The organism is Halarchaeum sp. CBA1220 (assembly GCF_003721175.2).
In the GTDB taxonomy this organism is placed as follows: Archaea; Halobacteriota; Halobacteria; order Halobacteriales; family Halobacteriaceae; genus Halarchaeum; species Halarchaeum grantii.
Window position 1 is genome coordinate 1,940,897 of record NZ_CP054707.1, and the last position, 16,329, is coordinate 1,957,225.

Sequence of the window (16,329 nt, forward strand, 5' to 3'; positions counted from 1 at the left end):
CTTGTGAATGACCGACCGGCCGACCGTCCTCGTCGTCGAGGACGACCGTGACCTCGCGGACCTCTACGCCGCGTGGCTCGAAGGCGAGCACGACGTCCGCATCGCCAACACGGCGAGCGAGGCCCTCGAGGAGTTCGACGCGGAAGTCGACGTCGTCCTCCTCGACCGCCGCCTGCCCGAGTCCTCCGGCGACGAAGTGCTCTCGTCGATCCGCGAAGAGGGGAGTGACGCACAGGTCGCGATGGTGAGCGCCGTCGACCCCGACTTCGACATCATCGAGATGGGGTTCGACGCCTACCTCGTCAAGCCGGTCACGCGCGAGGAACTCATGGACCTCGTCAGCCGCCTGCTCGCGCGCCGCGTCTACACCGTCGAGGTGCGCGAGTACTTCGCGCTCGCCTCGAAGCGCGCCGCCCTCGAGTCCCGCAAGGACGCCGAGACGCTCGCGGAGAACGAGGAGTACCAGCGCCTCCTCGCCGACCTCGAGGCGCTCGAATCCGCGCTCGACGAGGAGATGGGGTCGCTCAGCGACGAGGACGTCGTCGCGGTCTTCAAGTCGCTCAGCGACGGCCAACCGGACGACTGAGTCCCGCTTCGCTCGCGCGGCGTTCCGCCAACGCGCTTTTCACCGCCGACGCGTAACAGTCACCACAACATGGAGGAGGGTGTGCGGGTACTCCACGTCGGCGGGCCCGACGAGCACTCGCGGGCGCTCGCGGACGCCGCCGGCGTCGCTGACGTCGTGTCCGTCGTGGACGGAGCGGCGGTCACCGACGTCCTCTCCGAACGCGACATCGACTGCATCGCCTGCGAGGACGAGCCCGACAGCCTCGACGCCGTCGGCGTCCTCCGCCGCGTGCGCGACACGCACCCCGCGATTCCGTTCGTCCTCTACGCCTCGAACGGCTCCGAGGGCCTCGCCGCCGACGCCGTCTCCGCCGGCGCCACCGACTACATGCGAGCGGCCGACGCCACGCTCGCGGACCTCGCGGACGCGCTCGTCTCCGCGTCGCGCCGATATCGGGCCGAGCAGGACGTCGCGCTCCTCAACGACCTCGCGCGGAACGTCTACGAGCGCATCACCGAGGCGTTCGTCACGGTCGACCGGGAGTGGCAGGTCAGCTACATCAACGAGGAGGCGGAGGCGCTCCTCGAGGTCACCGCCGACCGCGTCGTCGGCGAGAACGTCTGGGAGGTCTTCCCGGAAGCCATCGGGTCGACGTTCTACACGGAGTGCAACCGCGCCATCGCGACGCAGACGCCCGTGGCGTTCGACGACGCCTTCGACCCGCTCGGGAAGCACTTCGAGGTGCGGGCCTACCCCTCCGAGGAGGGGCTGTCCATCCACTTCCAGCACGCCGCCACCGGCGAGTCGACGCGCGGCGACCACCTGCTGGCGCTGACGAGCGTCCTCTCCTACGACCTCGCGGACTCCATCGAGAGCGCGCGCGCCGCGCTCACCGCGACGCGCGCCGCCAACCCGGACGCGGAGGGGCTCGAGGACGTCGAGGCCGCGCTCGACCGGATGGACGACCTCATCACTCACTCCATCACGCTCGCGAACGAGGAGGACTACTCGACCACCCACTCGACGGGGTAGTCCGTGAGGTCCTCGTAGCCGTCCTCGGTGACGACGGCGATGTCCTCGATGCGCACCCCGCCCACGTCGGGGTCGTAGAGGCCGGGTTCGATGGTGACGACGTGGCCGGCTTCGAGTTCGACGTCGGAGCTATCGCTCAGCCCCGGCGCCTCGTGGACGTCGAGGCCGACGCCGTGTCCGGTCGAGTGGATGTAGCCCGTCTCCGTCCCGGGGTCCGAGCGCAGCGTCGGATAGCCGGCGTCCTCGTAGACCTCGCAGGCGGCCGCGTGGACGTCCGCGCCCGTCGCACCCGGTTCGAGGGCGTCGAACGCCGCGTCGAACGCCGCCTGCGTCAGCTCGTAGAACTCGCGGGCCGCGTCGCTCGGCGTCCCCTTCACGAACGTGCGCGTCATGTCCGCGTGGTACTTCGAGGTCTTATCGCGCGGGAAGATGTCGACGACTATCGGTTCGTCCGCGCGGAGCGGGCCGGAGCCGCGATTGTGCGGTTCGGCGGCGTCCGCGCCGCAGGCGACGATGGTCTCGTCGAGCGCGCAGCCGTGGCGGAGGAGCGTCACCTCGATCTCCTCCTTCACGCGCTCGGCCGTGAGCGGGGCGCCGTCGTAGCGGAGGACGCCGTCATCGGCGTCGGCCTCTTGGAGCAGGTCCTCGGCGGCGCGCATCGCCGCCTCGTTCGCCCGCTGGGCGGTGCGCACGGCCTCGACTTCCGCCTCGGTCTTCACCGCGCGCGCGTCGCCGACGTGGTCGTCGCGGTCCGCCGTCAGCGCGACGTCGTGCTCGCGGAGGGCGTCCGCGACGCCGAGCGGGAAGCGCCCGTTCGTCGCGACGTCGTCGACCCCGAACTCCTCGAGGAACGCGACGAGGACGCGCGTGAACGCCTCGCGGCGGCCGTGCTCGGCGGCCTTCGCGTGCATGTCGTAGTCGGCGTGTCGCCGCACCGCGTCCGCGCGGGCCTCGTTCTTCGCGCGGCCGTACTCCAGCCCGGAGACGAGGAGCGCCGTCGTCTCGGGCGTGTGGAGCGTGACGAACGGGTCGGGCGCGTCGAACCCCGAGAGGTAGTACTGGTCGGCGAGGTCCGAGCCCGCGTGCAACAGGTAGCCGTCGTGGCCCGCATCGCTGAGGAAGTCGTCGAGCGCGGAGAGGTCCGGGTCCATGGTCGAGAGTGCGCCCGCGCGCCCGAAAAGCGTTGCCGGACGGCGCGGGAACCCGGCGACCCCGGAACGCTTACGGGCGACACCCGCGTCCGCTCCGCGTATGAAGGTCACGGTCCCCCAGTCTCGCGTCCACGGGGACGCGCACGCACCGCCGTCGAAGAGCTACACCCACCGCGCGATTCTCGCGGCGGGCTACTCGGACGGCGCGCTCGTCCGCCACTACCTCGGCTCCGCCGACACCCGCGAGACGATGGGTGCCGTCGAGGCGTTCGGCGGCGACGTCGCCGACGTGCAGGACGTCCTCGAAATCGACGGCTTCGGCGGGCGCCCCGAGGTGCCGCCGGACGTCGTGGACTGCGGGAACTCCGGGACGACGATGCGGCTCACCACGGCGGCCGCCGCGCTCGCGGACGGCATCACCGTGCTGACCGGGGACGCGTCGCTGCGCTCGCGCCCGCAGGGGCCGCTTCTCGACGCCATCGACCAACTCGGCGGGTCGGCGCGCTCGACGCGCGCGAACGGGCAGGCGCCGCTCGTCGTCGAGGGCCCCATCGAGGGCGGGACGGTGACGATACCGGGCGACGTCTCCTCGCAGTTCGTCTCCGCGCTCCTGATGGCGGGCGCCGTCACCGACGACGGCGTGGACGTCGAGCTCTCGACGGAGCTGAAGTCCGCGCCGTACGTCGACATCACGCTCGAAGTGCTCGACGACTTCGGCGTCGAGGCGACGCGGACCGAGAGCGGCTATCGCGTCCCGGGCGGGCAGTCCTACGAGCCGCGCGACGGCGAGTACACCGTTCCGGGGGACTTCTCGTCGGCGTCCTACCTGCTCGCGGCGGGCGCGCTCGCGGGCGACCCCGAGGTCGAGGTCCACGAGGTCTACCCGAGCGCGCAGGGCGACAGCGCGATTCTCGACATCCTGACGGAGATGGGCGCCGACCTCGAGTGGGACCGCGAGAACGGCCGCGCGGTCGTTCGCCGCTCCGAGCTGTCGGGGACGACGGTCGACGTCGGCGACACACCCGACCTCCTGCCGACGATTGCGGCGCTCGGCGCGGCCGCCGACGGCACGACGGAAATCGTGAACGCCGAGCACGTCCGCTTCAAGGAGACAGACCGCGTGAGCGCGATGGCGGAGCAGCTCTCGAAGATGGGCGCGGAGGTCGAGGAGGAGCGCGACGCCCTCCTCGTCCACGGCGGCGAGAGCGACCTCGTCGGCGCGGACGTCGAGGGCCTCGGCGACCACCGCATCGTGATGGCGCTCGCCGTCGCCGGCCTCGTCGCCGACGGCGAGACGACGATCACCGGCGCGGAGGACGTCGACGTCTCCTTCCCCGGGTTCTTCGACGTGCTCTACGAACTCGGCGTGGACGTCTCGCGGGAGTGAGCGCGGCGACCGAGCGATAGCGGGACGCCGCGATGCGGGGGCGCCGTCGCTCGCGCGTGGGCTGACACGCCGGGACCGGAAACGGAGCGGACGGCCGGCGGGTTTCGCGGGGCCGCTCCGGGCGACTCCTCAGGGCACGCGGCGCGTTCGCGGCGTTCCGCCGGATAAACGCTCGCCCGGACCCGGTCCGTTTTTGCGCGTTGTGCAAGGCCTTTAACCTCGGGCCGTCGAAGTCGGTGGTAATGAACGGGAATCGCTTCGGGCGACTCTTTCAGGTGACGACGTACGGCGAGAGCCACGGGAAGGGGATGGGCGTGACCGTCTCCGGCGTGCCCGCCGGCCTCGAGCTCGACGCCGAGGACATCCAGTACGAACTCGACCGGCGCAAGCCCGGGCAGTCGATGATCACGACGTCGCGCGGCGAGCCCGACGAGGTGACCATCCAGTCGGGGATTCAGGACGGCTACACGACGGGGACGCCCATCGGGCTGACGATCCAGAACAAGGACGCGCGCTCCGGGAAGTACGAGCCGTTCATCACGGCGCCCCGACCCTCGCACGGCGACTTCACGTACTCCGCGAAGTTCGGGACGCGCAACTGGGGCGGCGGCGGGCGCTCGTCGGCGCGCGAGACGGTGAACTGGGTGGCGGCGGGCGCCATCGCGAAGAAGGTCCTGCGAGAGCACGGCGTGCGCGTGAAGGCGCACGTGAACCAGATCGACGACATCGAGGCCGACGAGGTGTCGTGGGAGGAGATCCTCGAGAACACCGAGGAGAACGACGTGCGCTGTGCCGACCCCGAGGCCGCAGAGGCGATGCAGGAGCGCATCGAGGAGTACCAGGAGGCGGGCGACTCCATCGGCGGCTCCATCTACTTCGAGATTCGCGGCGTACCGCGAGGGCTGGGCGCGCCGCGCTTCGACAGCGTGGAGTCCCGCCTCGGGCAGGCCCTCATGTCGGTGCCGGCCTCGACGGCGTTCGAGTTCGGCCTCGGCCGCGACGCCCGCGAGTACAGCGGGAGCGAGCGCAACGAGGACTGGACGTTCGACGAGAACGGCGACCCCACGCCGGTCGGGAACGACCACGGCGGCCTACAGGGCGGCATCACGACCGGACAGCCGATCTACGGCGAGCTGACGCTCCACGCGCCGACGTCGATTCCGTCCGAGCAGACGACGGTGGACTGGGAGACGGGCGAGGAGAAGACCGCGCAGGTCATCGGCCGCCACGACCCCGTTCTGCCGCCGCGCGGCGTGCCGGTCGTGGAGGCGATGTGTCGGCTGACCGTCCTCGACTTCATGCTCCTCTCGGGGCGCATCAACCCCGACCGGATGGACGGCCGGCCCGGCGAGTACGACACCGACTACCACCCGTCGAGCCCGGAGAACGACCCCGAGGACGCCGAGACGAAGGTCGAGTAGGCGTCGAAGAGACGAGCCGGCACGCCTTTGCCGGGGCGCCACGATTCGTGAGTCGATGGACGCGGCACAGGAGACGCGGTACAACCCGTTCGGGATGGACGAGGACTGTCGGAACTGTGAGGGGCTCTGTGACGTCCGCGAGCGCGTCGTCCACGGCTACGGCGACGTGAGCGCGGACTTCGTCTTCGTCGGCGAGGCGCCGAGCGCGGCCGCCGAGCGGACGGGCGTGCCGTTCACGGGCGACGCGGTGGGCGAGCGCTTCCAGGACATCCTCGGGCAGGTCGGGCTGAATCACTCGCTCCCGGAGAGCGAGGAGCCGGAGATCGAGAACGCGTACCTCGCCTATCTGACCCGGTGTCACCACCCGGAGCGTCCGCCACGCGACGAGGAGGTGGCGACCTGCGAGCCGTTCTTGAACGCGGACCTGCGGATGATCAACCCCGAGGTCATCGTGCCGGTGGGCGAGCGCGCGCTCGCGGAGATCGGCGAGGAGTACACGACGACGCCCGTCGCGGACCTCGACGTCGTCGAGCATCACGCCGAACGCATCCGGGGCCGGGGCTTCGAGTTGTTCCCGATGGTCCACCCGGCGGCGATGACCGAGGAGCAGGTTGACGCGTTCGTGACGTCGTTCCTCGACCTCCTCGAGACGGACTACCGGCAGACGAAGGGGCGACGCGGGCGGTAGACGCGGGCGAGAGAGCGCCGAGAGGCGGCCGACGCGGCCGGGGACGGCGGCGGTCCGGGAAGGCGTGCTTTGAAGGCCGCGCGACGCCGACGCCTGGGTATGACGATTCTCGTCGCCATGCTCGATCCGCCTCGTGAGGGCCTCGTTCTCCCCGGGCTCGCGGACAGCGTTCTGACGCCCGCCGAGGTGGTCGACCTCTACCGGGCGATGGCGAAGGACCTCCTGCGCGCCGGCGCGGACAGCGGCGGCGACCTCCTCGTGAACTATCGGCCGGACGACCTCCTCGCCGAGCCGCATCGCCGCGCGAAGCCGAGCGAGGAGGCGGTGCGCGAGCTCGCGGCCGAGGCGCTCGACGAGGAGGAACTCGAGGAGACGCGCTTCGAGGTACAGGTCGGCTCGAGCTACGACGCGCGCGTCGGCAACACGGTCACCCACCTCCTCGAGCGCGAGGAGGCGTCGTCGGTCGCGGTCGCGGACCCCGTCGCGCCCCTGCTGGGTCGGAAGAACCTCGATTCGGCGGCGATGAAGCTCCGCCGGCGCGACGTGGTGCTCGGCCCCGCGAGCGACGGCCGCGTCTACTACGCGGCGTTCGCCGACCCCATCGACTTCGCGGGCGCGTACGCCGTCCCCGAGGTCGACACGCTGGCGGCGCGCGCTCGGGACGCCGGCCTCGACGTCGACTTCCTCCCGGAGTCGGTCGCCGTCCACGAGCCCACGGACCTCCGCACGCTCCTCGCGTGCGTGGACGCGCGCCGTCGCGCCGGGCGCGGCGTCCCGACGCACACCGCCGCGTTCCTCGCCGACCTCCCCGTGTACATCACCGAACGTAGTGGAAAGCGCGTTCTCGTCCGTGATTGAGGGCAGTATGCTAGAACAGGGCGAACAATTATAGCCCTATACCACGTTATGTGTGAACATGAGGCCAACAGTAGAGGTGGAGGGCGCACGGGAGTACGAGTGCCTCGCGTGTGGCGCGCGAGTCGAGAACCCGAGCGGCGGCGTCTGTCCGGACTGTGGCAGCGCGCTCCGTAGCCTCGGGCGCGAGCGCGACCTGTAGAACCGACAGCGCTTAGGGGCCGGCGCGTCCACCAGTCGAGTGCGCGGCGAGGTGGCGGAGCGGCCTAACGCGCCGGTCTTGAAAACCGGTGGCATTCAGCCTCCTGGGTTCGAATCCCAGCCTCGCCGTTCCCATCGCGTTCTATGAGGCGAGTATCGTGTGGGATTCGAGCCAGTCGGACGAGCGCGGCGAGTCCGACGCTGTTCGAATCCCAGCCTCGCCGTTCCCATCAAGTTCTCCGAGGCGGCCGACCGTCGCGCTCACTCGCGCGTGACTTCGACGGACGTCCACTCGCCCTCGTCGGTGGCGTCGGTGAGGTCGTCGAGGACGAGTTCGAGGTTGCGCTTGTTGGCCTTCCAGACGGCGTCGAAGACGCCGCCGACGTACGGGACGGAGCCGCCGACGGCGTCGATGGTGACGTTCGCGAGCATCTCGACGAGCGTCGTGTAGGAGACGCCGAGGCGCGCGGCTTCGAGGACGACGTAGAGCGAGAGGCCGACGCCGAGGGCGTCGCCGACGACGGGGACGGCGCTGACGAGTGGGTCGACGCCAACGTGGAAGTCGGTGCCGGGGACGCGGACGCTCTCGTCGAGGACGTACGCGACGGCGCGCATGCGCTCGACGGCGTCGCGGTCGACCGAGTCGGGGAGGTCGTCGATGCTGGCGTCGAACGCCTCGGTGAGGTCGCGTCCTCGTGCGTCGGTCATAGTCGCTAGTGCCGCGGCCGGACGGAAAACGCTGATGACGGTCGGGGACGGGGCGGGTCGCGTCCGTGGAGAGTAACCGTTTTGGGTACCCCTACCGCACGTCTCCGTATGGAGGACATGTACGACGAGTCGGGGCGCGACTGGCCCCACGATCCGGACGGCGAGGAGGGGAGCGAGGGCGGCCGCAAGTACGGGATGGCGGTCCTCTCGAAGAAGGTCGAGGAGGACGAGGACTTCCCCCTCCAGAAGGAGGCGTTCGTCGCGGAGTACGGCGACGACCCCGTCCGCATCAACTACGAGACGGTGGTCTCCGTCGCGGACATCTTCGAGCACGTCGAGGCCGAGGAGTACTCGGACAAGGTCGACTTCTGGAAGCAGGTCGGGCAGGGGATGCGCGCGGGCGACCTCTGGGACTACCACCCGGGCGGCGAGTAACTACCGGTCGAGGCCGAGTCCGGCCGTCGATTCGGCACGCACTTTCTCCGCGAGCAGGTCGACAGCGACGCCGTTCGCACCCTCGGGAACGACGATGTCGGCGGTCTTCTTCGTCGGTTCGACGTAGCGCTCGTGCATCGGCTTCACGGTCGCGCGGTACTGCTCGATGACGTCCTCGATGTCGCGCCCGCGCTCGACGACGTCGCGTTCGATGCGGCGGAGGATGCGGACGTCGGCGTCGGCCTCGACGTAGACCCGAAGGTCGAGGGAGGCGGTGATGACGTCGTCGTAGAGCGCGAAGATACCCTCGAGGACGACGACGTCCGTCGGTTCGACGTGCACCGTCTCCTCGGTGCGGCGGTGCTCCGTGAAGTCGTACTGGGGCATCTCGACCGCGTCGCCGTCGAGGAGGGCGTCGAGGTGCTCGCGGAGCAGTTCCCACTCGAACGCCGAGGGGTGGTCGTAGTTCGCCTCGGCGCGCTCCTCGAAGGGCAGGTGGCCGAGGTCGTCGTAGTAGTTGTCGATGGGGATGAGCGTGACCGCGTCGGCGTGCCCGTCGACCATCTCGCGTGCGAGCGTCGTCTTCCCCGCCCCGGTACCGCCCGCGATACCGATGGCGAACGACGGCGTTGTCATCGCCGTGTTAAACCCGCCAGAGGCGTTTGAACGACTCGGTTTCGTTCCCGGGGGACACGCTTTTACCGTGTGGTGTGATACCTGGAACCATGACCCCCGTCCCGATCCGCGACGTGATGTCCCGTGAGTTCGTCGGCGTCGGCGAGAGCGACGGCCTCCGTGAGACCGTCGCCCTCCTCCGAGAGAACGACGCCGGCGCGGCCGTCGTCCTGCGCGGCGACGACCCGGTCGGCTTCCTGAGCGCGCGCGACGTCCTCGACCACGTCGCCGCCGACGACGTCGACGACGTCACCGTCGGGGACGCGATGGCGGACCCGCCGACGACGCTCAGACCCGAGGCGACGCTCGCGGACGCCGCGAACGCGCTCCGGCGCACCGACCGCGACCACCTGCTCGTCGCCGACGGCAGCGGCCTCATCGGCGTCGTCACCGTCCGGGACGTCACCACGGCGTCACGCGCCACCGTCGAGCGCGTCCCCGACGCCGACGGCGTCACGCTCGAAAGCGGGCCCCCCGACGACCGGGACCGGGACGCGCTCGCGGACGGGTTCTCCGCACAGAGCGTCTGCGAGGTCTGTGGCGGGCTCGCCGAGTCGCTCACGAACGTCAACGGCCAGCTCGTCTGCGCGGACTGCCACCAGTACTGAACGACGGACCTAAGTCGACCGAACGGCAGTCTCCGACGATGGCGCGTCCCTCCGCGAGCATCCGTGTCGACCGGCCGACGATGCAGGACCTCGACGCGCTCGTCGACCTCTGGGTCGCGCTCGTCGCCGACCAGCGCGCCCACGACACCCACCTCCTCGCCGAGGAGAACCGCTCGACCGCCCGCGACGTCCTCTCGCAGTACGTCGCCACCGAGCGCGTCTTCGTCGCGCGCGACCCCGTCCGCGACGCCCCCGTCGGCTTCGTCATGTACCACGTCGAGAGCGGCCTCTACGCGGAGGACGCCGAGCGCGGCGTCGTCGACAACGTCTACGTCGAGAGCGGCTATCGGGATTCGGGGATCGGCTCGCGGCTCATCGACGCCGCCGAGGACGACCTGCGCGACGCCGGCGCGGACGTCCTCGCGATCTCCGTGATGGCGGGGAACGACCGCGCTCGCGCCCTCTACGAGTCGCGCGGCTACGCCGTCCAGCGCTACGTCATGGAGAAACCGGCGGAAAGCGATACGCAAACAAAGGAGGGCGACGAATGACGACTCGCGCCAAGGGAGCTTGGGCGGTTCAAGCACTCGATTTGTAATCGAGAATTCGAGGGTTCAAATCCCTCCCTTGGCTTCCCCCCTCCAACCGGGTTCCGCGCGACGCCCGCCGGCACCCGAACACCGAGGTGGCTCGTTTTCGTATCGACCCGTATGGACTCGGAGAGCGAGGCGTACGCGGCGCCGGCCGGGATGCACGTCGGGCGAGTGGCGTTGACGGTCGGTTCGCTCGACGCCGTGCTACCGTTCTATCGGGACGGACTGGGGTTCGCCGTCGAGCGCGCGGACGGGCGAGCGCGACTGCGCGCGGGCGACCGGACGCGACTGGTGCTCGTCGAGGACGCCGACGCGCCGGCGCGCCCGAGTGCGGCGGCAGGGCTCTATCACGTCGCGATACGCGTCCCGGACCGGCCCGCGCTCGCGGCGGTGCTCGAGCGCGTTCGGGAGAGCGGGCATACGTTGAGCGGCGCGTCCGACCACGGGGTGAGCGAGGCGCTCTACCTCCGCGACCCGGAGGGGAACGGCATCGAGGTGTACCGGGACCGCCCGCGAGCGGAGTGGCCGCGCTCGCCGGACGGGACGCCGGCCATGGGGACGCGCCCGCTCGACCTGTCCGCGCTCGCCGCGGACGCGCCGGACGTCGGGGGCGGGCTGCCCGACGGAACGGACGTCGGGCACGTCCACCTCGAAGTGCGCGACCTCGACGCCTCCGAGGCCTTCTACGCGGGGACGCTCGGCCTCGCGGTCCAGGAGCGCGTCGAGCGCGCGGTGTTCGCGGCGGCGGGCGGCTACCATCACCACGTCGCGTGCAACACGTGGCAGTCCCGCCGCGCGCCAGCGGACAGCGCCGCGCGCGGCCTGCGGTGGGTCGAGTTCGCGTATCCGGACGCGGCGAGCGTCGCGGCCGCCCGCGAGCGCCTGCCAGCGGAGCGCGTCGTTGAGCGGGACGACGATGTCGTCGAGGTCACGGACCCGGACGGCATCCGGCTCCGTCTCGTGGTCGACGCGGACGGCGCTGGGCGAGACTAGTCGGCGCTCGCCGGCGCGCTCGCGTCGCTCGCCTGTTCGGGGGCGAGCCAGCGGAGGCCGAAGACGACGAGGCCGCCGACGAGCACGAGCGCGCCCGCGACTTCGAAAGTGAGGAGGTAGCCCGTGCGGGCGGCGAGCCAACCACCGAGGAGGCCCCCGATGCCGCCGGCGCCCGAGGAGAGCGCGGTGTAGAGGCCGAGGGCGGCGCCGCGTCGGCCGGGAGCGGCGTAGCGCGCGACGAGCGTGTTCGCGGTGACGGCGATGACCGCCCACGAGAGGCCGACGGCGACGTTGAGGAGGGCGACGCCGAGGAGGCTCGTCAGCGAGGGCGCGCTGAGAGCGTACGCGGCGACGGCGACGGCGGGGAAGGCGAGCGCGCGCAGGCCGAGCGCGCCCGACTGGAGGCGGCGGATGTCGTAGCGGTCGGCGAGCGCGCCCGCGCCGACGTAGAACGCGGCCGAGGAGAGGCTGGAGACGACGTAGAGGACGTAGACGGCGTCGTCGCCGAAGCCGACGCCCGCGAGGAAGTCGGGGAGCGGCGCGCTGAAGACGCTGAAGCCGGCGAAGAAGACGGAGACGGCGGCGAGGTAGACGGCGAGCGGGCGCGAGACGCCGTCCAGAAGCGACCGCGGGTCGCTGGTGCGCGCGAGCGAGACGAGGCGCCCGGGGAGGAGCGGGCTGAGCGCGCCCCGGGCGGTGCGGAGGGCGCGGGGCCGCCGGCCGAAGTCCTCGGCGTCGGGGGCGTCGGCGGCGCGGGGGAGCCAGCGCGCGGCGGCGAGCGTGGCGGCGACGAGGAGGCCGGCGCAGACGACGAGGAGGGAGCGCTGGACGGCGAGCGGGTCGAGGAAGCCGCCGACGGCGCGCGTCCAGACCGCGCCGAGGACGAGGCCGCCCGCCCAGCCGTAGCCCTGATACTTGCTGAGGCGGGCGATGCGGCCGCTCCACTCGCGCGCGCTGGTGTCGGCGAGGACGAGCGTCGTGAAGACGGGGCTGACGCTCGCGACGCAGAGCCAGAGGACGGAGTCCACGAGGACGACCGCGAGCACGCCGTCGAGGAGGGGGAGGACCGCGGTGGCGACGGCGATGCCGCCGAGGCCGGCGAGGGCGAACGGGCGGTGGCGGCCCGTGCGGTCGACGAGCGCGCCGACGCCGAGCGCGCCCGGCACCATCGCGACCGACGTCGCGAACCAGAGGACGCCGAGGTCGAAGGCGGTCCCGCCGAGGCCGACGACGAAGAGCGGAACGAGCAGGGAGATCGCACCGATGGCGACGTTCGCGCCGGCCCACGCGTAGAGCCAGCGGTCGCTCGCGTTCTGAGACACGCCGAGTGCTCGGAGCGTCGGCGCCAAAAACCCCCGGAAACGAGGAGGCGGGCGGCCGGCGTCCGCTCGGCGGCCGCCGCGCCCACGGCGCCGCCGTCGCGGCGCTCGCCGAGGCGGGCGTCATCGCGAGCGTCGCGGTCTCTCGGGGCGACGGAAGACGTAAATCGCGGGACGGACTACACCGCGTGTGGCACATCCGCTCCGATTTCGGCACTCCGAGGAGACGTGGTCCGCAGAGCGCGTCCGCTCGCAGCTCCTCGCCGACCTTGAGGACAACATCGGAGCGACGGCGACGAGCCCGTGGTTCAAAGCGCCCCCGGGCTACGCGGCGCAGCGCTTCGAGATGGACAACGGCGACCTCGCGCTCTTCGCGTACGACGAGACGGGCGCGGGCGCGTACTGGCTCGGGAACACGGAGACGCCGAGCGCGCTCTGGCGCACCGACAAATGCACGTTCGCCGAGGCGCCCTTCGAGGTGTCGCGGTGGGCCCAGCGCGAACTGCTCGCCGGCCTCCACGAGGAAGCGCCGTGGCTCAGCGAGTACACGTACCTCTCGTGGTTCTTCCTCCCGGTGTTCTACTCGAAGGACGGCCGCGAGACCTCCCGGGAGTTCTTCCGCGAGCACGCCGCCGGCTTCCCGGACGCCGACCGCGAGGACGCCCTCGCCTTCTACGACGACTTCCTGAAGACCGGCGTCTTCGAGGAGGACCGGCACGTGATGGCGGGGAAGCTCGGCACCTCCGAGTACCTCGACCTGACGCGGACGGCGGCGGCGATGGGCGAGTTCGACGCCGCGTGGCTCCTCCACGAGGCCGGCTACGAGATAACCCCCGAGATCGAGGTGGCGACCGGCCACTCGCTCGACTTCCGTGCCGAGCGCCCCGAGGAGGACGACGCGTACCTCGTGGAGGTGACGCGCCCGTTGCCGCCGAACCGCCGGTCGGCGGGGACGCCGGCGGCCGCCATCCGGGACACCGTGAACACGAAGGCGAACGGCGACGGCCAGCTGGCCGAGCACGGCGGCGGCGCGACGCTCTTCGTGGACTGCTCGAGCTTCCCGGACGACGACTGGGCGGCGCTCCTCGCCGAGGAGCCCGAGGTCCAACATCGGCCCGCCGTCGTCTTCCGCGTCCGCCCCGACGGGCACGTCGAGGGCTACACGAAGGGCGCGGTGCCCCTCGACCTCGAATTCTAATCCGCACCCTCAAATGCGAGTAGGCCCCACGTCGAGTGAATGAGCGACGCCGATGCCGGGGCGGAGAGCGAGGCCGCGTGGCGCGAGCGCTTCGGCTTCGCGGAGCCCTACGACAACCAGGCGGACGCCATCGAGGCCGCCATCGACGCCGGGCGGGAGAACGGCTACCTCGCGATGGAGGGGCCCTGCGGGACGGGGAAGACGATGGCGTCGCTGACGGCGGCCGCGACGCTGCTCGACGAGGGGGTCTACGAGAACGTCCTCGTCGTCACGCCCGTCAAGCAGCAGCTCCGGCAGTTCGTCGAGGACCTGCGGACGATGAACGCCGACAGCGCAGAGCCCCTGCGGAGCGTGGCGCTCGTCGGGAAGCGCGACCTCTGCCCGTACGGCCGCGAGGGCGTCTTCCCGGCGGACGTCGGGACGCACGAGCGCTGCGAGGACCTCCGGGAGACGACGGCGACCCTCGTGGAGGCTGGGAGCGAGGGGTCGCGCCACGACGGCGAGGAGATCGATGAGCTCACCGCGATTCGGACGGACGAGGACCTCGAGGACGCGTGGTGGGACCCGGTTCGGGCGCGCGACCTCGCGAAGTCCGCGCGACCCGGGCGCGAGGAAATCGACCAGTCGACGCTCGAAACGGCGAGCGCGTCCTCGCCGTACGTGCCGGTGCAGCCGTCGGCACCGGCGGAGTTCGACGAGGACGAACCGCTGTTCTGCCCGTTCGAGGCGGACTGGTACGGCCGGAATCGGGGGTCGCCCGTCGACTTCTCGGCCGGCAAGGACGCGGTCGTCACGTCGGACGACTTCCTCCCGGCGGCCGTCGAGGCGGGGACGTGTCCGCATCGCGTGCAGAGCGTCCTGCTCGGGGAGGCCGACGTGGTCGTCGGGAACTACAACCACCTCTTCGACCCGCAGTCGCGTCCGCTCATCGAGGGCGTCGTCGGCGAGGAGACGTTCGTCATCGTGGACGAAGCCCACCGCGTCGAGGAGCGCGTGCGCGATTTGCTCTCGGACCGCGTGGGCGAGCAGTCGCTCCGGCGCGCGCGCAACGACGTGAGCGAACTGGTGGCGCGGGCGAGCCAGAGCGAGGGCGCGAAGGAGGAACTCGCCGCGCACCTCGCGGACTTCGAGGTGACGCTGGACGACGCGCGGCGCGCGCGGGACTTCTACGACGACGTGGCGGCGTGGCTCGCGGGCGAGGTGGGCGAGCGCCTCGAGGCGGAGTTCGACGGCCGTCGAGCGTGGCCGGAGCGCGACGTCGAACTCCCGCTCCGCGACCCGTCGGCGGACGAGCCCGACGACCTGACGCGCTGGGCGGAGCGCGAGGGGTACACGGGCGACTTCTGGCGCCGCCTCGTCCACGTCGGGATGGCCGTCGAGGACGTCCTCGAGGAGGAGGAGGCGGAGCGCGCGACGGTCGTCGGCGCCGTCTCGCGGACGTTCACGAACTGGTGGGAGCGCGACCACGCGACGTACTTCCGCGAAATCGAACTGGAGCACGCACCACAGGAGGCGCCGACGGGCGAGCCGTGGGAGGCGCAGTACACGGCGGGGCTCGTGATGTACAACTGCATGCCGGGCGACGCGGTGCGCGACGTGCTCGCGGGCCTGGGGGGCGGGGTGTTGATGTCGGCGACGCTCGAACCCATCGGCGTCTTCCGCGAGGTCGTCGGGTTGGACGCGCTCGAAAACGACCCCGAGGAGCCGCGCCCGGTGACGGAGCGGACGTACGACCTGCCGTTCCCGGAGGAGAACCGGGCGTCGTGGACGGTGGCGGCGACGCCGTTCACCGCACGCAATCGGGGTGAGCCGACGAGCGAGAACGGGAACGCGACGCGCGAGCAGTACCGCTACGTCCTGCGGACGGTCGCGCGCAGTCACGGGAACGTGATGGTGTGCATGCCGAACTACCGGGAGGCGGCGTGGGCGGGCGACTACCTCGCGGACGCGACGGAGAAGGACGTGCTCGTGGACGCGAGTTCGAGCGACGAGGAGACCGAACGCCTCAAACGGGAGTTCTTCCGAGGGCCCGGAAAGGTGCTCGTCACCTCAACCAGGGGAACGCTGACGGAGGGCGTGGACTACGACGGCGACAAGCTCCACTGCTGTGCGGTGGTCGGCGTCCCCCTCGTGAACGTCGCGTCGCCGCGCGTGCGGGCGGTGCGCCGGGCGTACGCGGACGCGTTCGGCGAGGAGAACGCCTTCGCGTACGCGCTGACGGTCCCGGCGGTGCGGCGTTCGCGGCAGGCAATCGGGCGCGTCGTCCGAGGGCGCGAGGAGCGCGGCGTCCGCGTCTTCGTCGGGGAGCGCTACACCGAGGGCGCGCCGCGGTCCGTCTACGAGTACCTCGGTCCGGAGGAGCGCGCTGAGTTCGTCCGCATGACGCCGGAGTTCCTCGGCCCCCAGTTCGAGCAATTCTGGGATTAACGACCGTGAGGGACCCGATACGTCGGGTGACAATCGTTGCCGGGGAAGGTTACGTTTTTATGCGTCCGCG

Annotated in this window: 17 protein-coding genes and 2 tRNA genes; 15 read left to right on the forward strand and 4 right to left on the reverse strand. The window is 71.3% G+C overall.

Features of this window, described 5'->3' with window-relative positions; genetic code table 11:
• The first annotated feature begins 7 nt into the window (after positions 1–7).
• Together EFA46_RS10315 and EFA46_RS10320 are read left to right on the forward strand one after the other, a co-directional pair.
• Positions 8–586, forward strand: a complete 579-nt coding sequence (locus EFA46_RS10315) for a HalX domain-containing protein (RefSeq protein WP_123076072.1) — start codon at positions 8–10, stop codon at positions 584–586.
• 69 nt (positions 587–655) lie between these two features.
• Positions 656–1,600, forward strand: coding sequence for a PAS domain-containing protein (locus tag EFA46_RS10320; protein ID WP_123076070.1), 945 nt, complete (start codon positions 656–658; stop codon positions 1,598–1,600).
• Here EFA46_RS10320 and EFA46_RS10325 read toward each other — a convergent pair.
• Positions 1,573–2,751, reverse strand: coding sequence for a Xaa-Pro peptidase family protein (locus tag EFA46_RS10325; RefSeq protein WP_123076068.1), 1,179 nt, complete (start codon positions 2,749–2,751; stop codon positions 1,573–1,575). The genes EFA46_RS10320 and EFA46_RS10325 overlap by 28 nt on opposite strands.
• Positions 2,752–2,851: 100 nt before the next feature.
• Between EFA46_RS10325 and aroA the strand changes: the two genes are divergently transcribed.
• The 6 genes from aroA (at position 2,852) to EFA46_RS10355 (ending at position 7,432) form a co-directional block, all read left to right on the forward strand.
• Complete coding sequence (aroA, locus tag EFA46_RS10330) at positions 2,852–4,138, forward strand: 3-phosphoshikimate 1-carboxyvinyltransferase (protein ID WP_123076066.1); 1,287 nt, start codon at positions 2,852–2,854, stop codon at positions 4,136–4,138.
• 242 nt (positions 4,139–4,380) lie between these two features.
• Positions 4,381–5,559, forward strand: coding sequence for a chorismate synthase (aroC, locus tag EFA46_RS10335; RefSeq protein ID WP_123076064.1), 1,179 nt, complete (start codon positions 4,381–4,383; stop codon positions 5,557–5,559).
• Positions 5,560–5,614: 55 nt separating this feature from the next.
• Positions 5,615–6,247 carry a uracil-DNA glycosylase family protein gene (locus EFA46_RS10340; protein ID WP_123076062.1) on the forward strand — a complete coding sequence of 211 codons (633 nt, stop codon included), beginning with the start codon at positions 5,615–5,617 and terminating at the stop codon, positions 6,245–6,247.
• 99 nt (positions 6,248–6,346) lie between these two features.
• Positions 6,347–7,105 (forward strand): DUF2064 domain-containing protein, encoded by a 759-nt coding sequence (locus EFA46_RS10345; protein ID WP_123076060.1) that lies wholly within the window; start codon positions 6,347–6,349, stop codon positions 7,103–7,105.
• Between the two features lie 58 nt (positions 7,106–7,163).
• On the forward strand, positions 7,164–7,304 hold the full coding sequence (locus EFA46_RS10350; RefSeq protein ID WP_123076058.1) for a rubrerythrin-like domain-containing protein: 141 nt from the start codon (positions 7,164–7,166) through the stop codon (positions 7,302–7,304).
• A gap of 45 nt (positions 7,305–7,349) precedes the next feature.
• Positions 7,350–7,432: transfer RNA gene (locus EFA46_RS10355), tRNA-Ser, on the forward strand.
• Between the two features lie 132 nt (positions 7,433–7,564).
• Here EFA46_RS10355 and EFA46_RS10360 read toward each other — a convergent pair.
• Entirely contained in the window at positions 7,565–8,011 is a 447-nt protein-coding gene (locus EFA46_RS10360) for a DUF4112 domain-containing protein (RefSeq protein WP_123076056.1), read from the reverse strand.
• Between the two features lie 108 nt (positions 8,012–8,119).
• Here EFA46_RS10360 and EFA46_RS10365 point away from each other — a divergent pair, with 108 nt between their 5' ends.
• Complete coding sequence (locus EFA46_RS10365) at positions 8,120–8,446, forward strand: DUF5785 family protein (protein ID WP_176969864.1); 327 nt, start codon at positions 8,120–8,122, stop codon at positions 8,444–8,446.
• Here EFA46_RS10365 and udk read toward each other — a convergent pair whose 3' ends face one another.
• A complete protein-coding gene (udk, locus tag EFA46_RS10370; protein ID WP_123076054.1) occupies positions 8,447–9,082 on the reverse strand; it encodes a uridine kinase in 636 nt (211 codons plus the stop codon).
• An 89-nt stretch (positions 9,083–9,171) separates the two neighbouring features.
• Between udk and EFA46_RS10375 the strand changes: the two genes are divergently transcribed.
• From EFA46_RS10375 to EFA46_RS10390, 4 genes are all read left to right on the forward strand, one after another.
• A complete protein-coding gene (locus tag EFA46_RS10375) occupies positions 9,172–9,729 on the forward strand; it encodes a CBS domain-containing protein (RefSeq protein WP_123076052.1) in 558 nt (185 codons plus the stop codon).
• Between the two features lie 38 nt (positions 9,730–9,767).
• Complete coding sequence (locus EFA46_RS10380; RefSeq protein WP_176969865.1) at positions 9,768–10,280, forward strand: N-acetyltransferase; 513 nt, start codon at positions 9,768–9,770, stop codon at positions 10,278–10,280.
• Between the two features lie 8 nt (positions 10,281–10,288).
• Positions 10,289–10,362 (forward strand) — tRNA-Thr (locus EFA46_RS10385).
• 77 nt (positions 10,363–10,439) lie between these two features.
• Complete coding sequence (locus EFA46_RS10390) at positions 10,440–11,315, forward strand: VOC family protein (protein ID WP_123076050.1); 876 nt, start codon at positions 10,440–10,442, stop codon at positions 11,313–11,315.
• On the opposite strand, the gene EFA46_RS10395 is transcribed toward EFA46_RS10390, so the two are convergent.
• Positions 11,312–12,664: an MFS transporter gene (locus tag EFA46_RS10395; RefSeq protein ID WP_370529247.1), complete on the reverse strand. Its 1,353-nt coding sequence runs from the start codon at positions 12,662–12,664 to the stop codon at positions 11,312–11,314. The genes EFA46_RS10390 and EFA46_RS10395 overlap by 4 nt on opposite strands.
• A gap of 160 nt (positions 12,665–12,824) precedes the next feature.
• On the opposite strand from EFA46_RS10395, the gene EFA46_RS10400 reads away from it, so the two are divergent.
• Together EFA46_RS10400 and EFA46_RS10405 are read left to right on the forward strand one after the other, a co-directional pair.
• Positions 12,825–13,832 carry a DUF5784 family protein gene (locus EFA46_RS10400; protein WP_123076046.1) on the forward strand — a complete coding sequence of 336 codons (1,008 nt, stop codon included), beginning with the start codon at positions 12,825–12,827 and terminating at the stop codon, positions 13,830–13,832.
• A 39-nt stretch (positions 13,833–13,871) separates the two neighbouring features.
• The gene (locus EFA46_RS10405) at positions 13,872–16,259 is read left to right on the forward strand and encodes an ATP-dependent DNA helicase (protein ID WP_123076044.1); all 2,388 of its coding nucleotides are present in this window, start codon (positions 13,872–13,874) and stop codon (positions 16,257–16,259) included.
• Positions 16,260–16,329 lie beyond the last annotated feature (70 nt).

Excerpts from the sequence above, each read along its gene's own strand:
- aroA (WP_123076066.1), top strand. The coding sequence starts at position 2,852 with ATGAAGGTCACGGTCCCCCAGTCTCGCGTCCACGGGGACGCGCACGCA.
- EFA46_RS10345 (WP_123076060.1), top strand. The coding sequence starts at position 6,347 with ATGACGATTCTCGTCGCCATGCTCGATCCGCCTCGTGAGGGCCTCGTT.
- EFA46_RS10380 (WP_176969865.1), top strand. The coding sequence starts at position 9,768 with ATGGCGCGTCCCTCCGCGAGCATCCGTGTCGACCGGCCGACGATGCAG.
- EFA46_RS10325 (WP_123076068.1), bottom strand. The coding sequence starts at position 2,751 with ATGGACCCGGACCTCTCCGCGCTCGACGACTTCCTCAGCGATGCGGGC.
- EFA46_RS10360 (WP_123076056.1), bottom strand. The coding sequence starts at position 8,011 with ATGACCGACGCACGAGGACGCGACCTCACCGAGGCGTTCGACGCCAGC.
- EFA46_RS10315 (WP_123076072.1), top strand. The coding sequence starts at position 8 with ATGACCGACCGGCCGACCGTCCTCGTCGTCGAGGACGACCGTGACCTC.
- aroC (WP_123076064.1), top strand. The coding sequence starts at position 4,381 with ATGAACGGGAATCGCTTCGGGCGACTCTTTCAGGTGACGACGTACGGC.
- EFA46_RS10365 (WP_176969864.1), top strand. The coding sequence starts at position 8,120 with ATGGAGGACATGTACGACGAGTCGGGGCGCGACTGGCCCCACGATCCG.
- EFA46_RS10350 (WP_123076058.1), top strand. The coding sequence starts at position 7,164 with ATGAGGCCAACAGTAGAGGTGGAGGGCGCACGGGAGTACGAGTGCCTC.
- EFA46_RS10405 (WP_123076044.1), top strand. The coding sequence starts at position 13,872 with ATGAGCGACGCCGATGCCGGGGCGGAGAGCGAGGCCGCGTGGCGCGAG.
- EFA46_RS10320 (WP_123076070.1), top strand. The coding sequence starts at position 656 with ATGGAGGAGGGTGTGCGGGTACTCCACGTCGGCGGGCCCGACGAGCAC.
- EFA46_RS10390 (WP_123076050.1), top strand. The coding sequence starts at position 10,440 with ATGGACTCGGAGAGCGAGGCGTACGCGGCGCCGGCCGGGATGCACGTC.
- udk (WP_123076054.1), bottom strand. The coding sequence starts at position 9,082 with ATGACAACGCCGTCGTTCGCCATCGGTATCGCGGGCGGTACCGGGGCG.
- EFA46_RS10340 (WP_123076062.1), top strand. The coding sequence starts at position 5,615 with ATGGACGCGGCACAGGAGACGCGGTACAACCCGTTCGGGATGGACGAG.
- EFA46_RS10375 (WP_123076052.1), top strand. The coding sequence starts at position 9,172 with ATGACCCCCGTCCCGATCCGCGACGTGATGTCCCGTGAGTTCGTCGGC.